17 protein-coding genes are annotated in these 17,133 nt (G+C 70.0%); 4 read left to right on the forward strand and 13 right to left on the reverse strand.

Going from position 1 to position 17,133, the window contains the following annotated elements; all coding sequences use genetic code 11:
- Positions 1–78: 78 nt before the first annotated feature.
- Positions 79–2,130 carry a translation factor GTPase family protein gene (locus OG963_RS18005; RefSeq protein ID WP_093772799.1) on the reverse strand — a complete coding sequence of 684 codons (2,052 nt, stop codon included), beginning with the start codon at positions 2,128–2,130 and terminating at the stop codon, positions 79–81.
- Between the two features lie 579 nt (positions 2,131–2,709).
- On the opposite strand from OG963_RS18005, the gene OG963_RS18010 reads away from it, so the two are divergent.
- Positions 2,710–3,780: a hypothetical protein gene (locus tag OG963_RS18010; protein WP_371799236.1), complete on the forward strand. Its 1,071-nt coding sequence runs from the start codon at positions 2,710–2,712 to the stop codon at positions 3,778–3,780.
- Positions 3,781–3,926: 146 nt separating this feature from the next.
- Positions 3,927–4,646 carry a class F sortase gene (locus OG963_RS18015; RefSeq protein WP_093772803.1) on the forward strand — a complete coding sequence of 240 codons (720 nt, stop codon included), beginning with the start codon at positions 3,927–3,929 and terminating at the stop codon, positions 4,644–4,646.
- Position 4,647: 1 nt separating this feature from the next.
- Here OG963_RS18015 and OG963_RS18020 read toward each other — a convergent pair whose 3' ends face one another.
- The 3 genes from OG963_RS18020 to OG963_RS18030 form a co-directional block, all read right to left on the reverse strand.
- Positions 4,648–5,103: a GNAT family N-acetyltransferase gene (locus OG963_RS18020; RefSeq protein WP_093772805.1), complete on the reverse strand. Its 456-nt coding sequence runs from the start codon at positions 5,101–5,103 to the stop codon at positions 4,648–4,650.
- Between the two features lie 75 nt (positions 5,104–5,178).
- Positions 5,179–6,141 carry a class A beta-lactamase gene (bla, locus tag OG963_RS18025; protein ID WP_256328053.1) on the reverse strand — a complete coding sequence of 321 codons (963 nt, stop codon included), beginning with the start codon at positions 6,139–6,141 and terminating at the stop codon, positions 5,179–5,181.
- A 143-nt stretch (positions 6,142–6,284) separates the two neighbouring features.
- Positions 6,285–6,668, reverse strand: coding sequence for a hypothetical protein (locus OG963_RS18030; protein WP_093772807.1), 384 nt, complete (start codon positions 6,666–6,668; stop codon positions 6,285–6,287).
- A 188-nt stretch (positions 6,669–6,856) separates the two neighbouring features.
- On the opposite strand from OG963_RS18030, the gene OG963_RS18035 reads away from it, so the two are divergent.
- Positions 6,857–8,128, forward strand: a complete 1,272-nt coding sequence (locus OG963_RS18035; RefSeq protein ID WP_093929443.1) for a hypothetical protein — start codon at positions 6,857–6,859, stop codon at positions 8,126–8,128.
- The gene (locus OG963_RS18040; protein WP_093772811.1) at positions 8,125–8,661 is read left to right on the forward strand and encodes a hypothetical protein; all 537 of its coding nucleotides are present in this window, start codon (positions 8,125–8,127) and stop codon (positions 8,659–8,661) included. The genes OG963_RS18035 and OG963_RS18040 overlap by 4 nt, the downstream gene beginning before the upstream one ends.
- Before the next feature lie 79 nt (positions 8,662–8,740).
- On the opposite strand, the gene OG963_RS18045 is transcribed toward OG963_RS18040, so the two are convergent.
- From OG963_RS18045 to mshB, 9 genes are all read right to left on the reverse strand, one after another.
- Entirely contained in the window at positions 8,741–9,253 is a 513-nt protein-coding gene (locus OG963_RS18045; protein WP_371799237.1) for a DUF664 domain-containing protein, read from the reverse strand.
- On the reverse strand, positions 9,250–9,651 hold the full coding sequence (locus tag OG963_RS18050) for a VOC family protein (protein WP_371799238.1): 402 nt from the start codon (positions 9,649–9,651) through the stop codon (positions 9,250–9,252). Before OG963_RS18050 ends, OG963_RS18045 begins: the two co-directional genes overlap by 4 nt.
- Before the next feature lie 93 nt (positions 9,652–9,744).
- A complete protein-coding gene (locus tag OG963_RS18055; protein ID WP_030915281.1) occupies positions 9,745–10,356 on the reverse strand; it encodes a response regulator transcription factor in 612 nt (203 codons plus the stop codon).
- Positions 10,353–11,531 carry a sensor histidine kinase gene (locus OG963_RS18060; protein WP_319328722.1) on the reverse strand — a complete coding sequence of 393 codons (1,179 nt, stop codon included), beginning with the start codon at positions 11,529–11,531 and terminating at the stop codon, positions 10,353–10,355. The genes OG963_RS18055 and OG963_RS18060 overlap by 4 nt, the downstream gene beginning before the upstream one ends.
- The gene (locus tag OG963_RS18065) at positions 11,528–12,283 is read right to left on the reverse strand and encodes an ABC transporter permease (RefSeq protein WP_037821734.1); all 756 of its coding nucleotides are present in this window, start codon (positions 12,281–12,283) and stop codon (positions 11,528–11,530) included. Before OG963_RS18065 ends, OG963_RS18060 begins: the two co-directional genes overlap by 4 nt.
- Complete coding sequence (locus OG963_RS18070; protein ID WP_093772817.1) at positions 12,280–13,215, reverse strand: ABC transporter ATP-binding protein; 936 nt, start codon at positions 13,213–13,215, stop codon at positions 12,280–12,282. The genes OG963_RS18065 and OG963_RS18070 overlap by 4 nt, the downstream gene beginning before the upstream one ends.
- Positions 13,216–13,397: 182 nt before the next feature.
- Positions 13,398–15,266 carry a hypothetical protein gene (locus OG963_RS18075; RefSeq protein ID WP_093772819.1) on the reverse strand — a complete coding sequence of 623 codons (1,869 nt, stop codon included), beginning with the start codon at positions 15,264–15,266 and terminating at the stop codon, positions 13,398–13,400.
- Between the two features lie 430 nt (positions 15,267–15,696).
- The gene (locus tag OG963_RS18080) at positions 15,697–16,143 is read right to left on the reverse strand and encodes a DUF6113 family protein (RefSeq protein WP_319328717.1); all 447 of its coding nucleotides are present in this window, start codon (positions 16,141–16,143) and stop codon (positions 15,697–15,699) included.
- Entirely contained in the window at positions 16,140–17,093 is a 954-nt protein-coding gene (mshB, locus tag OG963_RS18085) for an N-acetyl-1-D-myo-inositol-2-amino-2-deoxy-alpha-D-glucopyranoside deacetylase (RefSeq protein ID WP_093929446.1), read from the reverse strand. Before mshB ends, OG963_RS18080 begins: the two co-directional genes overlap by 4 nt.
- Positions 17,094–17,133: the final 40 nt, after the last annotated feature.

Raw genomic sequence — 17,133 nt, forward strand, 5'->3', positions numbered from 1 at the left:
CCCTACATCGGGACGGAAGGGGAGCCGCGCAGGTCCGGGGGTACGCCGGACCCGGATCCTCTCCCGCCCCGGCACCGGCTACCGGGGATCCCCCTGTCCGGCGATCCTGCGCACCGTGTGCAGCAGGTACTCCTTGCGGTTGAGGGGGTTGTGGTCGGTACGCGGACGGTCCGGAGCCGTACCGACGACCGCCCGGTACGAGTCGAAGGCCGTCTCCAGGACGCCTTCGCCGCGCGTGAGCGCCGGAAGCTGTTGGTGCAGTTCATGGACCCGGGCCGCCGGAATCTCACCCTGCAGTACGCACGACGCCCCCTGCACGTCCGGTGTCCGCGGCACCGCGCGCAGGCGGGCGAGTACCGGCAGGGCCGGGCCGAGCGTGTCCGCCGGAAGCTCCAGCCGGAACCGGTGCATCGGCTCGTACACCGTGGTGCCGGCCTGTTGCAACGCGGCCATCAGGACCAGCGGTGTCAGATTACGGAAATCCCCGGCCGTGCTCGACATGGATTTGTCGAATACGGCATGCGAATGGCTCTGCCGGGGCCAGTAACCGGAATGTGTCATCGTGACAATGCAATCGGTCACCTGCCATCCGTGAATTCCCTGCCGCAGCGCCGAACGGACCGTTTCCTCGACCGCCCTCATCAATGAGAACGGCATGGATCCGAGCTCCACCTCCAGCCGGTATTCCACTCCGCTGCCGATCGGGGCCGGATCGACGCGCAGCCCGATGGTCGCCAGGAAGGGATTGTGCTCCGTGTCCCCGACCTCGAACGCGGATCCGCTGCCGACCGGCCGTTCCACACAGATGGTGGTGGTCTCCCGGAAGGTGACGTCGATCCCGAATTCGTCGGCCAGCGTCGCCTGGATGACTTCCTTCTGCACCTCGCCGTAGAGCGACACGGAGACTTCCTTCCGGATGTCGTCCTGACGCAGATTGATCAGCGGGTCCTGTTCGGCGAGCTGGGCGAGTGCGAGATGGAGTTCACCCCGGCCGGCCGGAGCGCTGGGAACGACGACCGATTCGAGTGTCGGCGGAGCGAAGAAGCGACCGGTCGTGGCGGTTCCCGGCACCCCGACCGAATCGCCGATCCGAATGTCGCCGAGCCCCCTGAGCTTCCCGATCTGCCCCGCACGGACCGACGCGGCACGGACGGTGGAGCCCTGGTCGAAGACGCTGATGGCGGTGACCTTGCCGTCCTCGCGCCCACCTCGCTCGCCCGGCGCGTCGCTGCCACCGCATCCTCCGTCCCTGCCGAACGGGAGCCGGTCGCGGGTCCGTACCGTTCCTGAGAACATCCGGACGTACGCGATCTTCTCGCCGCTCGAACCGCGCTCGACCTTGAACACGGTGCCCGAGACCGGCCCGTCGACGTCACCCTCGGACACGGGCAGCAGCTCCCTGATCCCGCCGATCAGCGCGTCCACGCCCGCCCCGGTGATGGCCGAGCCGAAGAAGACCGGATGGACGAGCGCCTGCCCGGTCTGTGCGACCAGCGCGCTGCGGAGCGTGCTGTACGGGAGCGGCGCGCCGCCGTCGACGTACGCGGCGAGGAGAGCGTCGTCGCGGTCGGCGAGCAGCTCGGTCAGCCGGGAGGTGAAGCCGGGGTCGGAGTCCGAGTACGGCGTGCAGCGGGCGCTCCGCGACCCCGTCCCGTCGACCGCCCCCATCGCGACCACGTCCCGGGTCAGCTTCTCGGAGACGGTCCGCAGGACGGAAGCGTACTGCGCACCGCCGCGGTCGATCTTGTTCACGAAGATGAGCGTGGGAATCCGCAGCCGTTGCAGGGTCCGCATCAGCACGCGGGTCTGCGCCTGCACGCCCTCCACGGCGGACACGACCAGCACCGCGCCGTCGAGCACGCTCAGCACCCGCTCCACCTCGGCAATGAAGTCCGGGTGACCGGGTGTGTCGATCAGATTGACCGTGATGTCGTCGATGGGAAAAGAGACGACGGCCGACTTGATCGTGATGCCGCGCTGCCGTTCGAGCGCGAGAGAATCGGTCTGGGTGTTCCCGTCGTCGACGCTGCCGATCTCGTCGATGACTCCGGCGGCGTGGAGCAGCCGCTCGGTCAGGCTCGTCTTACCGGCGTCGACATGCGCCAGAATTCCCAGGTTCAGCAAGTGCACGAAGCTTCATGTCCTCAAGATCGGTGGCAATTTCCGTCTGAATGAACACGAGAGTTCCGCGCATGATCGTCTCCTGGGTCTCGATTGACCGATGGCCGGTCTGCCGATGCCGGGAGTACAGCAGGAAGCCACCCCGGCGGACAACTCATTTATGACCGAATTTCCAGCGGGAACCACCGGATGCCCCGATTTTCTGCGCGGATCGCAGAGCCGGACGCCGTGGTGACGGTCCAGCCAGGGGCGGAGTCGAGGCCACACATCCTCCAACTCACCTCTGAGCCATGGGAGTTCAAGTGTTACGCAGGAGCGCTTCCGACTCCATCGGACGCCCCGTCACCGTGAGGAGCAGTCAGCAAACGAGTGGGTCGGTGAACCCCAAACCTCGGCGCGGCGTTGCATACAGTCCAATGGGTGATTATTCGCTTTTCGCCACCCGAAGAGACCACGCATTGGCTCCGACGCGGAGCCGCCTATTGGCGCGGAGTCGTTTTTCGATTGACGGTGGAACACGTCGCTACTGCGTCACACCGAGTCGACAGCCAGTCACTCCCGCAGTTGCGCCGAAAGGAACGTGTTCAGATGCGCTCTGCCCGCACCTTGTTCGCTTCGGCCGCCATCAGTGCGGTCCTGGCGATCACGACACCAGCCGCATTCGCGATGACCGTGGCCGACCGCGACGGCGGCGGCTCCTCCCACAGCAACCACGAGAACGGCGGCCGTGGCGGCGACGAAGGCGGTCGTGGCAGCGACGAAGGCGGCCGTGGCAGCGACGAAGGCGGTCGCGGCGGCGACGAAGGCGGCCGTGGCAGCGACGAAGGCGGCCGTGGCAGCGACGAAGGCGGCCGTGGCAGCGACGAAGGCGGCCGTGGCAGCGACGAAGGCGGCCGCGGCGGCGACGACGAAGGCGGCCGTGGCGGCGACGACGAAGGCGGCCGTGGCGGCCGTGGCGAGGACGGCGGCAACCGCCAGGACGGAGAGAGGCCCAGCGGCGGCGTCCGCACCGGTGGCGGTGCGCTGGCCATGAAGGCGGACGGCGACGAGGGCCACGGCAACAAGTCCGACCACGGCGGGAAGTCCCAGCGCGGTGAGGAGGACGCCGGCACCGGCTTCGTCGACGAGGACGAGAGTGGCTACCTCAACAAGCACGGTGACGAGGCCGGCGACGAGGACGGCAGTGAGGACGGTGGCGAGTACGGCAGCGAGGAGGGCGGCGAGGAAGGCAGCGGCTACCTCGCGAACCACGGCGGTGACAAGAAGGGCAGCGGCGACCAGGGCAGCCGTGGCAACGGCAGCAAGCCCAGCGGCGGCGTCCGCACCGGTGGCGGCGCCATGGCCATGGTCGTGTCCGACGACGGCCACGGCGGCCACGGCGGCAAGGGTGGCCGCGGCGACAGTCGTGGTGAGGAGGGCGGCTACGGCGACGAGGGCGGTTACGGCGACGACGGTGGTTACGGCGACGACGGCGGCGACGAGGGCAGCAGGGGCGACAACGGCGACAGGCCGCGCGGCGGCGTCCGCACCGGTGGTGGCGGAACGGCCACGACCGCCGGCAGCGGTCTGGCCGCCGGTTCGGCACTGCTGATCGGTGGGCTCGGCGTCGGTGCGTACAAGATGCGCCGCCGTCAGTCCACGGGTGGTGCGGTGGCCTGAACGAACTGAACGGCCAGCGGATCGCCGCATCTGTCGCGGTCGCCGTCCCTCGGGGCGGCGGCCGCGGCGGCTGCGTTTCCCGCCGCACCAGCTGACCGAACGACCGCCCGACCGACTGATGACGCACGGAAGAAAGGCACGCTCCGATGGCCGCCCCGCAGTCGTCCGATTCGACCCCCTCCGCATCCGGCACCGGCCCTTCCACCTTCGGCCGCACCCTGCTCTGGCCCGCAGCAGCAGCCGGACTGGGCCTGCTCATGATCTTCAACTCGTTCGGCACCGCGGAGGACAACAAGCCGCCGGCCATCCCGTCGATGGCGGCTCCCGCTCCCGCCGCCGCCCCTCCCGCCCCTCCGGCTCCGTCGGCCGCGGCCTCCCCCAGCCCGACGGGGCTGTTCATGCCGCGTTCCAAGCCGACGAAGCTCCAGATCCCGTCGATCGCGGTCAACGCACCCTTCACACCGCTGTCCATCGGCGCGAACGGGCAGCTCAACCCCCCGCCACCGAACGACACCAACCTGGTCGGCTGGTACAAGGGCGGAGTGACGCCCGGTGAGCGCGGCTCGGCGATCGTCGCCGGCCACGTCGACACGACGACCGGACCGGCGGTGTTCCTTCAGCTCCAGTTCGTGAAGCAAGGAGCCACGGTCGACATCACCCGGGCGGACGGCAGCGTCGCCACGTTCAAGGTCGACTCCGTCGAGAAGTTCAGCAAGGCGAACTTCCCCAACGACCTGGTGTACGCCGACACTCCGGACGCGCAGCTGCGACTGATCACGTGCGGCGGCACCTACGACAGGAAGGCCAAGGACTACAAGGACAACGTGGTGGTGTTCGCCCATCTCGACTCGACGAAGCGCCCCTGATTCAGCGGGCCGCCTCCGTCCGTCCCAACTCCTTGAAGAAGTGATGACGGGTGTGACCGCCCGGGATCCCTCCGCCGCTGCCGGTCTCCAGATAGCCCTGCCGACGGTAGAAGCCGGGCGCCTGGAAGGACATCGACGAGACGATCATCGATGAGCAGCCGCGCGCCACAGCCTCGTCCTCGGCGGCGCGCACCAGGCGTGCCCCCCAGCCTTCGTGGCGCCGGTCGGCCCGCACCCACACTTCCGATATCCCGGCACAACCGCCCCAGGTCCAGCCGACCAGCCCGGCCACCAGTTCGCCCGCCTCATCGGTGACCCGGACGGAGAGGCCGCGGTCGTCGTGGGCGCCGGTCGCATCGTTGTTGAACGCGGTCAGTTCTTCGCTCAGGCGGGTGGAGAGCGCCGGGTCCTCCGCACCTACGCGCAGGAACGCGTCCTCGCTGTGTCCAGTCGTCATGACGCATGAGTGTGCCAGCGCCACGGATCACGCGAAACCGAAATCCGTCCTGTTCAGGCCGGTGGCAGAGCCGCCTCACCGTGCCGTCGTCGGCGGTCGGCTCAGGGCTGCGGCCAGAACGCCGGCCGTCCTGGCGACCAGGGGGTTGTCAGCGGGGGCGTCCCGATCGGGCTTGGTGGTCATCACTGCCAGGACGACCGGCGGGCGGCCGGGGGGCCAGGCGATGCCGGCGTTGTTGTTGCCCCCGTAGCTGCCGCCGGCGGTCTTGTCCGCGACGGTCCAGTCGGCGGGAAGCCCGGCGCGGAAGCGTTCTCCGCTGGTGGTGTTGGCGAGCAGCCAGCCGGTGAGCAGCCGGCGGTCGCAGGGAACGAGTGCGTCTCCCAGGACGAGGCGCGCGTAGGTACGTCCGACGGCACGAGGCGTGGTGGTGTCCGTCCCACGCCATGGCTCCGCCGAATTCAGCTCGGGTTCCCAGCGGTCGAGGCGGGTGACCGGGTCGCCGATGGAGCGGCAGAAGCGGGTGACGGCGCCGGGGCCGCCCAGTTCTCGGAGGAGGAGGTTGGCCGCGGTGTTGTCGCTGTGCGTGATGGAGTACGCGCACAGCTCGGCGACCGTCATCCCGCCGGACAGGTTGTCGGGCCTGCCGGTGATCGGCGAGTTGCCCGAGGCCTCGACGTACTGCGCGGTGTAGCGGATACGGCGGGCCAGGAACTCGCCTCTGCGGTCCAGATCGCGAAGGACCGCCGCCACGCCGATGGTCTTGAACAGGGAGCACATCGGGAAGCGCTCGTCCGGTCGGTACACCACCGTGCGGCCCGTGGCGGTGTCATGGGCGTAGGCGCCGAGCCGGGCGGAGTGCTCCCGTTCCAGGGCGCGCAACTCCCGGGCGGTCCGGTCCGCCGCGCCGGACGCTGTCGAGGAGCTGTGCACGCTCGCGGCGGCGTGCGCGGGGGGCGACAGGGACACAGCGGCCAGGGCCGCCCCCGCCCCGGTGGCCAGGATCGTCCGGCGGGTCGCGCGGGCTCCGTTGGATCGCACAGTCGGGTGCCTTTCCTTCGTACGGCAGGACATCTGACAGGACATCACCTCCCACCCCACTGGTTGCGACGACCGCATCGGACGCTGCCCGACACCCATGGCCGTCGACCGTTCGAAGCAGTGCCACTGCATCGCCGACCGGATCAGGGCGCCGGTTCCTCCGGGAGGGCGACGTACAGGTCGCGGAACGCCGCGGTCAGGCTCGCGATCATCCGCCAGTACGTGAAGGCAACGGCGTCGGACGTGGCACCGTCCGGCCGTACGGCGAGATCGAGGTTCCGGTACGCGACGCGGAACAGCGCGCGGACGCCGCCACGGCCTTCCTGGTCGTAGCCGTAGTCTTCGACGGCCATCAAGGTCCGCAGATGTCCGATCAGTTCATTGGTCCCCGTGTCGATGACGTCGCGTCGGGGACGTGTCGGGCGTTTCGTCAGCGCATGGTCGACGGCCCGTGCGATCGCGTCGACATCGATGCCGGTGCCGGCGACCGCGTGCCGAGGAGCGGCGTGAGGTTCGTTCCCGGTCACGGGTCCTCCTACCGGCGGCCGGGAGCGCACCCGATTGCCTTCAGGTCTCCGAGGAATGGTGCTCCAAGGAGATCCCCATATCAACCTCCGCAGAAGGCAATTCGGAGTGCGGTGCGCTTACGGACGACCGGAAATTTCCGGCGCCCGATCGCCCCACTGCCGGTGCCGGTTGTCGCTACCGTGAGTTCATGACGGGAAAGACCGGCAACGCCGTACTGGCCGATCGTATGAATGCTGCGGGTCTGATGCAGCACGAACTCGCAGCCCGGCTCAATGAGCACATCGAGCGGCTGACCGGCCGGCCCGGAACCCTTCAGGACCGGCATATCCGGAACTACCTGACGGGAAGGACCCGTTGGCCGCACAGCCGTCAACGGCAGGCTCTGGAGGCAGAATTCGGCTGCACGGCCGAAGAGCTCGGCTTCGTCCCCCGGCAGAGCTCCTCCTCGGCTGCCGTCCGAGCGACACCGGAGGATTCCGTGGAGCGACGAGCCTTCACCACCAGGGCCGCGGTGGCAGCCGCAGGCGTCGTCCTGCCCGCAGCGCGGAACAGCGTCGGGTTCAGCGACGTCCGACGTATCGACCAGGCCCTGGACGCTCTGTATCAGGAGGAGAACAAGCTCGGCGGCACGAGTCGTATCGAAGCCCAATTCCTTGGCTGGATGAACCACTCCCTGTCCCTGCTCAACAGCGGTCGCGCCTCGGCCCGCGTACGTTCCCTGCTCTATGCCACGGCCGCGAACGCGGCGAGCACCGCGGCCTGGGCCGCTCTCGACTCGCACCACCAGCAGCGGGCCGCGCAGCATCTCGAGCGTGCTGTCACTCTGGCGGGACTGTCCGGAGATCCCGAAGCCGTTCACCGGGCATGGAACAACGTCGCCATGCTTGCGGGGCAACGCGGACGACCCATCGAGGCTCTTCACGCAGCGCAGGCGGCGCGGGACTCGGGCATGGCCCGGCGCGATCCGCTGTACGCGTCCCACGCCCACGTCCGGATCGCCCTGTCCCACGCGCGTATTCGTGACAAACAGCCCGCACTGCGCGCCCTGGGCCATGCGGAGGACGCGCTCGCCCGCACCGATCCGGCCCATCGCCCCACCTGGCTCGCCTACTACGACGGGGCGGAGCTGCACGGCCTGGCCGGGATCGTCCACCAGCGGCTCGGCCGGCCCGAGCAGGCCGAAGCCAGCACGCATCAGGCACTGGCCCGGCTCAGCCCCGAGCTCACCCGGAACCGGGTCTACTACACCGCCCAACTCGCTCTCGCCCAGCTCGATCAGGACGACATCGAGGCGGCGTCCGCGACAGCCGACCGCGCGCTCACCACAGCGGGAAGCGCGCCCGGAAGCCATCGCATCAGCAGCCTCCTCGACGACTTCCGCCGTCGGCTGACCACGCACCCCTCCCCCCTCGCACGCGAATGGCTGCTGCGCACGGCCGTGAAGGAGACCGCCGGATGACCCTCGATCTGCGGCACTGCACGGACGGCGAGCTGCCGGGCATCCGCCACGTCCTCCTGGACGTGTATGCGGAGGTGTACGCCGGTCAACTCCACGTGCCGTTCACCAGTCTTGAGCGTTTCGACCAACGACTGACGAATCACTCCAGAGGCACCGGCTGGGAAGCGGTGATCGGCTATGCCGGAACCGAACCCGTCGGCTACGCCTACGCCGCACCCTTACCCGAGGACGCCCGCTGGTGGACGCACATGACCACCCCCCTGCCCGAAGGTTTCGCGAGAGAGACCGGGTCACGCACGCTCGCCCTGTTCGAGTTGATGGTGCGCAAGCCGTGGCGGGACACGGGCGCCGCGCACGCCATTCATGAGGAACTTCTCAGCCGCCGCACGGAGCAACGGGTCACGCTGCTGTGCGAGCGGGAACACTCCAGGGTCAAGGCGCTCTACGAGACGTGGGGATACGCCCACATAGGCGACCAGCGGCCCTTCCCCGACAGCCCGCTGTTCGCCGTCATGGTGCGCGCCCTCCGCTGAGGGCCCGGTCGGCCGACGGACCACGCTGTCCTGGGGTTCTTCGTTCGGACCCCGCGAGCCGGCATGACCCGGACAGCCCTCAGGTCAGAACCATCCAGCGTCGGCCGTCGATGAGTTCCCGTGCCGCGTCGAGATGGCCGGCGTGACACGCGGTCTCGGTGATGACGTGCAGCAGAACGTCCCGAAGGTTGTGCAGGTGCGGTTCGCCGAAGAGGTGGTGCGGCCACCAGGCCAGGCCGGTCTCCGCAGCTGTGGCGGCGATGACGGCATCCGCGAGTTCCGTCTCGTGGCGGTACCGTCCGAGGACGTCGGCGGCCGTCACATCGGGGCCCACCTGCCAGGCGTCGTCGCTGTCGTCCAGGGCTCGGATGACGTCCTTCTCACCGGCGACGACCGCGCGGAACCAGAACCGTTCGACGTCCAGCACAAGGTGCTGCACGAGTCCCAGGCAGTTCCATCCGGACGGCAGCACGGCCTGCCGCAGCGCATCCTGGTCCAGCCCCTCGAGAATTCCCAGGATGTGGCGTCGCTGCCCGTCCAGGGCCCTGAGCAGTGCCCCGATCTCGCCGTTCGGTGGCGCTTCCCCGGTCACTTCGCGATCTCCCAGATGTGGCCACCGGGATCACGGAAGCTGGCGGTCCGGATTCCCCAGGGGCGGTCCATCGGCCCGTTCAGCAGCGTCACGCCTCGTGCGGTCAGCTCCTCGCACATCGCGTCCACGTCATCCACGGCAAGGGTGAGCTGGAAGCGGGATCCGGCGTCGGGCGACGCGACGCGTGCGGGCTCGATCAGCTCGTGCGCCTCGGTGGTCCTCAGCAGGTTGATGAGGGTGTCCCCGAAGCGGAATACGGCGGAGTTGTCGTCCTCGAAGATCACCGGCAGCCCGAAGACCTCCCGGTAGAAACGTTTTGTGGTGTCCAGGTCCTCGACGAAGAGGGTGAGGGCGCTGATGCCCCTGGGCCACGCGGGATCGCTTGTCTTGTCGGTCACGGTTACCGAGGATCTCCGAATCGGCGGTGCCGTGTACAGGGGGCGGTCGGACCGGGCCGCCCGTCCCCACCCGCGGGGCATGATTCCGGGCCGCTACAGCCAGCCCTTCTCGCTCGCGATCCGTACCGCCTCCGCCCTGTTCCGCGCCGCCATCTTCTGGATCGCCGTGGACAGGTAGTTGCGGACCGTGCCCTGCGAGAGATGGAGCGCGGTGGCGATCTCCGCGTTGGTGGAGCCGTCGGCCGCCGTGCGCAGGACATCGCGTTCGCGTTCGGTCAGTGGGCTCGCCCCGTCGGCGAGCGCCGCCGCCGCCAGCGTCGGGTCGATGACGCGTTCTCCGGCGAGCACCTTGCGTACCGCTTCGGCGAGTTGGGCGGCGGGGGCGTCCTTCACCAGGAAGGCGTCCGCGCCCGACTCCATCGCGCGACGCAGATAGCCGGGGCGGCCGAACGTCGTGACGACGACGACCTTCACGGCCGGGAGTTCGCTCCGCAGAAGTCCTGCCGCCTCAATCCCCGTCATTCCCGGCATCTCAATGTCGAGGAGCGCGACGTCGACGGCGTGCTCGCGGGCCGCGGCGAGCACCTCGTCACCGCGGGCGACCTGGGCCACCACCTCGATGTCGGGTTCCAGACCGAGCAGCGCCGCGAGGGCCTCGCGCACCATGGACTGGTCCTCGGCGAGGAGAAGTCTGATCATGCTCATTCCCCGGATCCTAGGCCGGATCCGAGCGGAACACTGAGGGTGAGGGTGAAGCCTTTACCGGATGCGGAGTTGGTGGGCCGGGTGGTCATCGTGCCGTCGACCGTGGCGAGCCGTTCGGTGATACCGGTGAGGCCGTTGCCCGGCTTCGTACCGGAGCCGCCCCGGCCGTCGTCCGCAACCGTGAGTTCCAGGATCCGGCCGCCCAGCGTCTGGCGTGGGGCGAGGGTGACCGTGCAGCGGCGGGCACCGCTGTGGCGTACGACGTTGGTGACGGCTTCGCGCAGCGCCCAGGCGAGGACTTCCTCGGGCTTCTCGGGGAGTTCGTCGGGGGCATCGGTCGGGACGTCGGCGGTGATGCCGGCGGCGGCGAGTGCGGTACGGGCTCCGGCCAGTTCGCCGGGGAGCGTCGGCCGCCGGTAGCCGGTGACGGCGCTGCGCACGTCCACCAGGGCCTGCCGGCTGACCTGTTCGATGTCGGCGACCTGGAGCGCCGCCTGGTCGGGGTGGTCGGGGAGCATCCGTCCGGCCAGCTCGCTCTTGAGCGTGATCAGGGAGAGCGAGTGGCCGAGCAGGTCGTGCAGATCGCGGGCGAGCCGAAGCCGTTCCTCGTTGGCGGCGAGCTGGGCGACGGTGGCGCGGGCCTCGCGCAGCTCGATGGTCGTACGGATCATCTGCCGTACGCCGGTCATCGCGAACCCGCCGAGAAGCGCGGGGAAGACCAGGGCGGTGATGATCTCGCGCGGGTGGTCGCCGGTCAGGCCGATGCCGACGAGTACGGCGGTGACGGCGGGGATCAGCCAGCCGGCGGTCCGCAGGGGCAAGGTGGCCCCGACGGTGACGGAGACGTACACGAAGAGGACCAGCCACGGGGTGCCCAGCGTCAGGGAGAGGGCGACGGCCAGGGCGCCGAGGAAGGCGATCGTCGTGCCGACCCGGCGACGGTCCAGCGCCTTCGACGTGTGGCGGAAGACGAGGACCAGGTACGTCCCGACGAAGACCGCCAGGCCGAGGGCGCCGAGCGCGGTGGCCCACGGCGTGTGGTTGCCGTCGAGGAGGTCCTTGACCGGGGCGCTCATGAACGCGAGCCAGATGCCGATCCAGAGCAGCTTGACGCCCACCTGGCGGCGGTTGGTCGGCGGGCGCCCGATCCCTACGAACGTCGCGTCGTCGTTCACGCCTTGAGGGTGTCCTTCCGGTAGAGCCAGGCCGCGCCACCCGCGAAGAGCAGGAAGTAGACGAAGAGGATGCCGACGTCCTTGGCGTGCGGCGAGCCGCCCATCTCGACGGCCTGGCCGAGTGAAGCGTACGCGTGGGTGGGCAGCCACTCGGAGATGTTCTGGAGCCACTGCGGGAAGGTCGCGCTCGGCATCCACAGGCCGCCGAGGATCGACAGCGCAAAGTAGATGATCATGGTGATCGGGCGGACCGCGTCGCCGCTGGCGATGTAGCCGATGGCGACCCCGAGCGCGGCGAAGACCAGCGAACCGGCCCAGATGACCCCGACCAGCGCGAACCACTGCCAGGCGTCCATCCGCACGTGCTTGACGGCAGCGGCGACCAGGAAGACGACCACGATGCACGGCAGGGTGACCATCGCGGCGCTGGCGATCTTCGCCAGGACGTAGCCGCGGCTGGGCAGTGCGGTCAGGCGCAGCTGGCGGACCCAGCCCTTCTCACGCTCCTTGGCGATGCGCTCGCTGTTGCCCATCAGCACGGCGGTCAGCGCGCCGAACGAGGCCATCGAGACCATGAAGAAGGCCTGCAGGGTCAGGTCGGTGTGCGGGACCTTGTCGGTGGTGTTCTGCGTGCCGGAGATCAGCAGGTAGATCACCGACGGATAGATGATCGAGAAGAACATGAACTTCTTGTTCCGCAGCGTGCGGGTCACTTCGAGCCTGATCAGTGTCCACGAGAAGAAATTCATCATGCGGTCCTGGCCTCCTCGGCCTCGGTGATGGCGACGAAGGCCTGCTCCAGGCCGAGTCCTGCGACTTCGAGTTCGCGCGGGTAGAGGCCGAGCGCGTAGACCGCGTGGACGGTCGCGTCGGCGTTGTGCGACTGGATACGGACCCTGTTGCCGCTGATGTCGAACGTGGACAGGAACGGCAGGTCGCGCAGTGCCGCTTCGTCGATCGGGGCTTCCAGCTCGAAGGAGATCCGGCGGGCCCCGGCCTTCGCCTTGATCTCGGCCGCGGTGCCGTCGGCGAGGAGCCGGCCCTTGTGGAGGACGAGGACGCGGTCCGCGATCGCGTCGGCCTCTTCGAGGTAGTGCGTGGCGAACAGGACGGTACGGCCCTGCTCGGCCTGCTCGCGCATGGTGGCCCAGAAGGCCTGGCGGGCGGTGACGTCCATGCCGGTGGTCGGTTCGTCGAGGACGATCAGGTCGTTGGCCCCGGCGGTGGCGAGCGCGAACCGTACGCGCTGCTCCTGGCCGCCGGAGAGCTTGTTGACCATCCGGTCGGCGATCGACGCGATGCCCGCGCGGGCCAGGACGTCGGAGACCGGGTACGGGCGGGGGTGCAGATGGCAGACGAGCCGGACGATCTCCTCGACCGTGACGTCCTCCATCAGGCCGCCGCTCTGCAGCATCGCGCCGACCCGGCCCCGGGCGATCGCCTCCTGCGGGGACGTACCGAAGAGCCGGACCGTGCCGGAGTCCGCTGTGCGCAGACCGAGGAGCAGATCGAGGGTGGAGGACTTTCCGGCGCCGTTGGGGCCGAGGAGCGCCACGGTCTCGCCGGGGTGCAGGTCGAGGGAGAGTCCGTCGACGGCGCGCACGTCCCCGTATGCCTTGCTGACCTGGTCGAAGCTGACCACGGCCGCTTGCGCGGTGGTGGCTTCGGTGGCTGTCGTTGTCATGCGCCCAGCCTGGCGGAGCGGGGTGTCCGCCCGGCAGGGTCACGGGTCGTGAATCGGGGATGACAGATGTCATGCCGGACGCATGACACCGCCCTTGCGCCGCCGCAGTACGCACGGCACCGCCCCCGGCCGGAGGTCCGGCCGGGGGCGGTGCCGTGCGTACTGCGGCGGTACGGGTGGTGCTATCCGTTGCCGTCGAGGGCGATGGTGGCGGTGCGCTCGGCAGTGGTCTTGCCGAGCAGTGCGGTCTGCATGGCATGCGCCACGTCGTCCGCACTGAGCTGGTGCTTCTTGCCGTCACCCTTGGTGATCATGATGCCGTCGAAGACACCGTCGCAGAGGGTGTCGATCGCGGTCTTGTTGTAGACCTCGACCAGCCGACCGTTGACCGCCTTCATGGACAGGATCTGCGGCAGCGACTTCGCGGGGCCGAACTGGATCTGCTTGGGCCCGGCCTTGATGGTGATCAGGCCGGACATCGCGGGCTTCGCGAAGTCGTTCATGGCCCGGTCCAGTTCGGCCTGGTTGATGGTGGGCTCGCGGGTGGCGACCGGCAGTTCGACCGTGGCCGGCTTGCCGGTCTGCACCTGGGCGCGGTACGCGTCCCGGACCGAGATCATCGACCGGTTGACGTCCAGCCCCTTGCCCACCTTGCCGGGGACCTCGACGGCCTTGCCCGGCTCGAACTTGATCGTGCCGTCGCGGGCGGAGCCGGAGGCGCCCGCCAGATCGGTCAGCGCGACGCCGAGCTTCTCCTCGTCGACCGGGATCACCGGGTCGGCCTTCCGCTCGCCGCCGAAGAGGGAGCCGATCACGGACACCGGGTTGTAGTCGCTGCCCGCGGCTCCGCGCACGGTCTCCTGGCTGTCCAGCGAGAGACCGGCCTTGTCCGGGGCGAGCTGCGTGTTCTTGCCGTCCACGGACAGCTGGAGGGGCGTCTTGGCGCGCTCGCCGAGCGCCGCGTCCAGCTTGGCGACGGCCTGCTCCTTCGTGCCGCCGCCGATGTCGACGCCGAGGACGGTGGTGCCCTTGGGAACCTCGGAGTGGTTCATCAGCAGGCCCGCACCGTACGCGACTCCGGCCAGACCGACGACTCCCACGCAGAGCAGGACCAGCTTGGAGCGGCCCTTCTTCACGGGGGCCGGGGCGGGGCGGGCGGCGGGGGCGGGTGCCGGGGCGGCGGGGCGAACCGGTCCACCCGGCCCACCCGGTCCGGTACCCATCGGGCTGTCCTGGAGACCGGCCGTCGGGCCGGGACCCGGCACGCCTGGACCGCCGGGAGCGCCCGGCCGCGCGAACAGCGACGGGGCGGACGGCGAGCGGTGCTCCGGTGGGACGACGGGGATGCCACTGGTGAGCGTGTCCCCGGAGACGTTGCCCCCGGCACCGGAGCCCGGCGCCGCGAACTGCGGCGTCAGGACGGCCGTGTCGTCGGACATCCGCGGGGGTACGCCACCGGGAGCACCGGGACCGGACACGCCGGGTTGGCCACCGGGACGGCCGGCGAACCCGTCCGCCCCACCGAAATTCGGGGTGAGCGGCGAGGTGCCGGTGACCGGACCGGTGGTGGCACCGGCCGGGCCCGGCGTACGCACACCGAGGTTCGGCGTGGAGCGCGGCCCGGGAATCTCGTCCCCACCGAACTCGTCGCGGGCACCGGGGCGGGGCGCCCCCTGGTCGCCCGCACGCTGCGGACCCTCCGAGAAGTACGGAAGGTCGACGCGCGGCGCGGGCGGTCCGGCGGGTCCGCCGGATCTGCCGGCGTCCACATCCGTACCGGCACCCGTGCCCACGCCCGGACCACCGCCGGCCGGTACGCCCGCGCCGCCGGCCACCGACGTGTTCGTCGGGGCCTTGCGCGGGGCGAACCAGTCGCTGCCACTCTTCTCTCTGGAGGGCTTGTCGGCGGCCGGTTCCGCGGCCGCCGCGCCGTCCCGCGCCTCGTCGGCCGGTTCACCCTGTGCACCCGGTGCGCCGTTGGACGCAGGGCCGCCCGGACGCGGGGTGCTGCCTGTGCGCTCACGCGAGGCGTCCGCCTCGGCGTCGCTCATCGGCGTACGCATGACGACCGGCGGGATGGGGCGCGAGCCGGGGATGTTGATCCGGATGCGCGTCGTCAGTGTCGTCTCGGTCCTCGGCTCTTCGGGCTGAGGCGCATCCGCAGACTCCGGGGACTCCTCAGGGGCGTCCTGCGAAGGGTGCAGCGACGGATACTGGCGTGATCCGTACGGCGGCGTACCCGACGGGTACGCGGCTCCCCCGCGCCCCTGGGGCCCGGAGGACGAACTGTCAGTTTCACGACTCAAAGCAGGTTCTCCCGATTGGCTCCGCCGCCCGTACTTCCCCCATGCCGCAGGCCAGGGGACGGCTCGGCGCGCGAACCACCATACTGGCCGCCGCCGCCGGACACCCCGCGACCGGGGGAGACGACGGCGCACCCCCCGGACGAACAGGGGGCATTACGGGATCGGACGTGGCACATTACTTGCCAGGTCGACCGCTGTCGGCGCCTTGTTGGGGTGACCGCGACATGGTGGCACACATCACAGCGATCGCCATCCCGCCCAGCATGAAGAGGGTGAGGCCCAGTTCGTCGCCGAAGAGGTAGTCGCCCTCCGGCCGTCCGCCGAGCAGAACCACGACCGAAACCAGCCAGCCCGCGGCAGGCGCCAGGGCCCCGATCTGGGTGCCGGTGAGCAGCCGGCCGCCGTAGAACACTCCGGCGGCGGCCACCAGGGCCAGCAGCAAACCACCGGGGAACCAGGCGGCTTGGACGAACGCTCCGGCGATTCCGACGAGCACACCGAGGACCGCGAGGCCCAGGTAGGCGCCGATGCGGCCGGGGTTCAGGGGTGCGGCGAGGCCGGTGGGGGCGGGCTCTCCGGGCGGGGTACCGGTGCGGGGCGGGCGCTGCCTGCCGTTGCTCATGGACGTGCTCCCGACTGTGCTTCCGGTGCGCCCGGTACGCCCGGTACGCCCGCGAAGAGATCGTGTTCCCGTACACCCTCGGGCGCCCCGGAGGCCCCGCGTACCAACTCGTAGTACTCGGTGGTGAAGACAGGCTGTCCCAGATCGTTCGAAAGGGCGAAGAAAGGACCATCAACGGCGATCTGGGTGCTATGTGCCCGCATCGCCGCCGTCTTGGCCGCCACGTGGGCCGCGCCGTCGATCTCCGTGGTGATCTGCGTGTCGTTCACCACACCCGGTACGTCGTCGATCGCGGCGATCCCCGGGAAGGCGTCGGGGGCCGTGGCGCGCAGCCGTGCGAAGGCCTGCTCGGCGACAGTGCGCGGCACCCGGTTCCAGTAGATCTTGTCGATGGTGTGCGGCGAGGCGCCAGGGGGTCCCTGCGGGGCGTCGGGCCCGGTGCGGTAGGCGGGATCGGCCGCGAGATCCGCTGCGCGCATCGCGACGCGGTGCGCCTGGATGTGGTCGGGGTGCCCGTAGCCGCCGTCGGGGTCGTACGTGACGAGGACCTGGGGCCGTACCGAGCGGATCACCTCCACGAGGTACGCGGCGGCGTCGTCGACGTCCGTGTCCCAGAAGGCGCCGGGCCGGTGGTTCTGCTCGGCGCCCATCATTCCGGAGTCACGGAACCGGCCGGGTCCGCCGAGGAACCGGTGGTCGGTGACCCCGAGCTCCTTCATCGCGGCGGCCAGTTCACCGATGCGATGGGTGCCCAGGGTGTCGTCCCGGTCGGCCACGAGGTGCGCGAGCTCGGGCGGGATGACCTCGCCCTCCTCGCCGAGCGTGCAGGTCACCAGGGTGACCTGGGCGCCCTGGGCCGCGTACAGGGCCATGGTGGCGCCGTTGTTGATCGACTCGTCGTCGGGGTGCGCGTGCACCAGGAGCAGACGACGGGCGGGAAGGTCCGTCATGGGACCCACCCTACGAGCCGACCGGCCCACGGTCCGACCG

The organism is Streptomyces sp. NBC_01707 (genome assembly GCF_041438805.1).
Classification (GTDB): domain Bacteria; phylum Actinomycetota; class Actinomycetes; order Streptomycetales; family Streptomycetaceae; genus Streptomyces.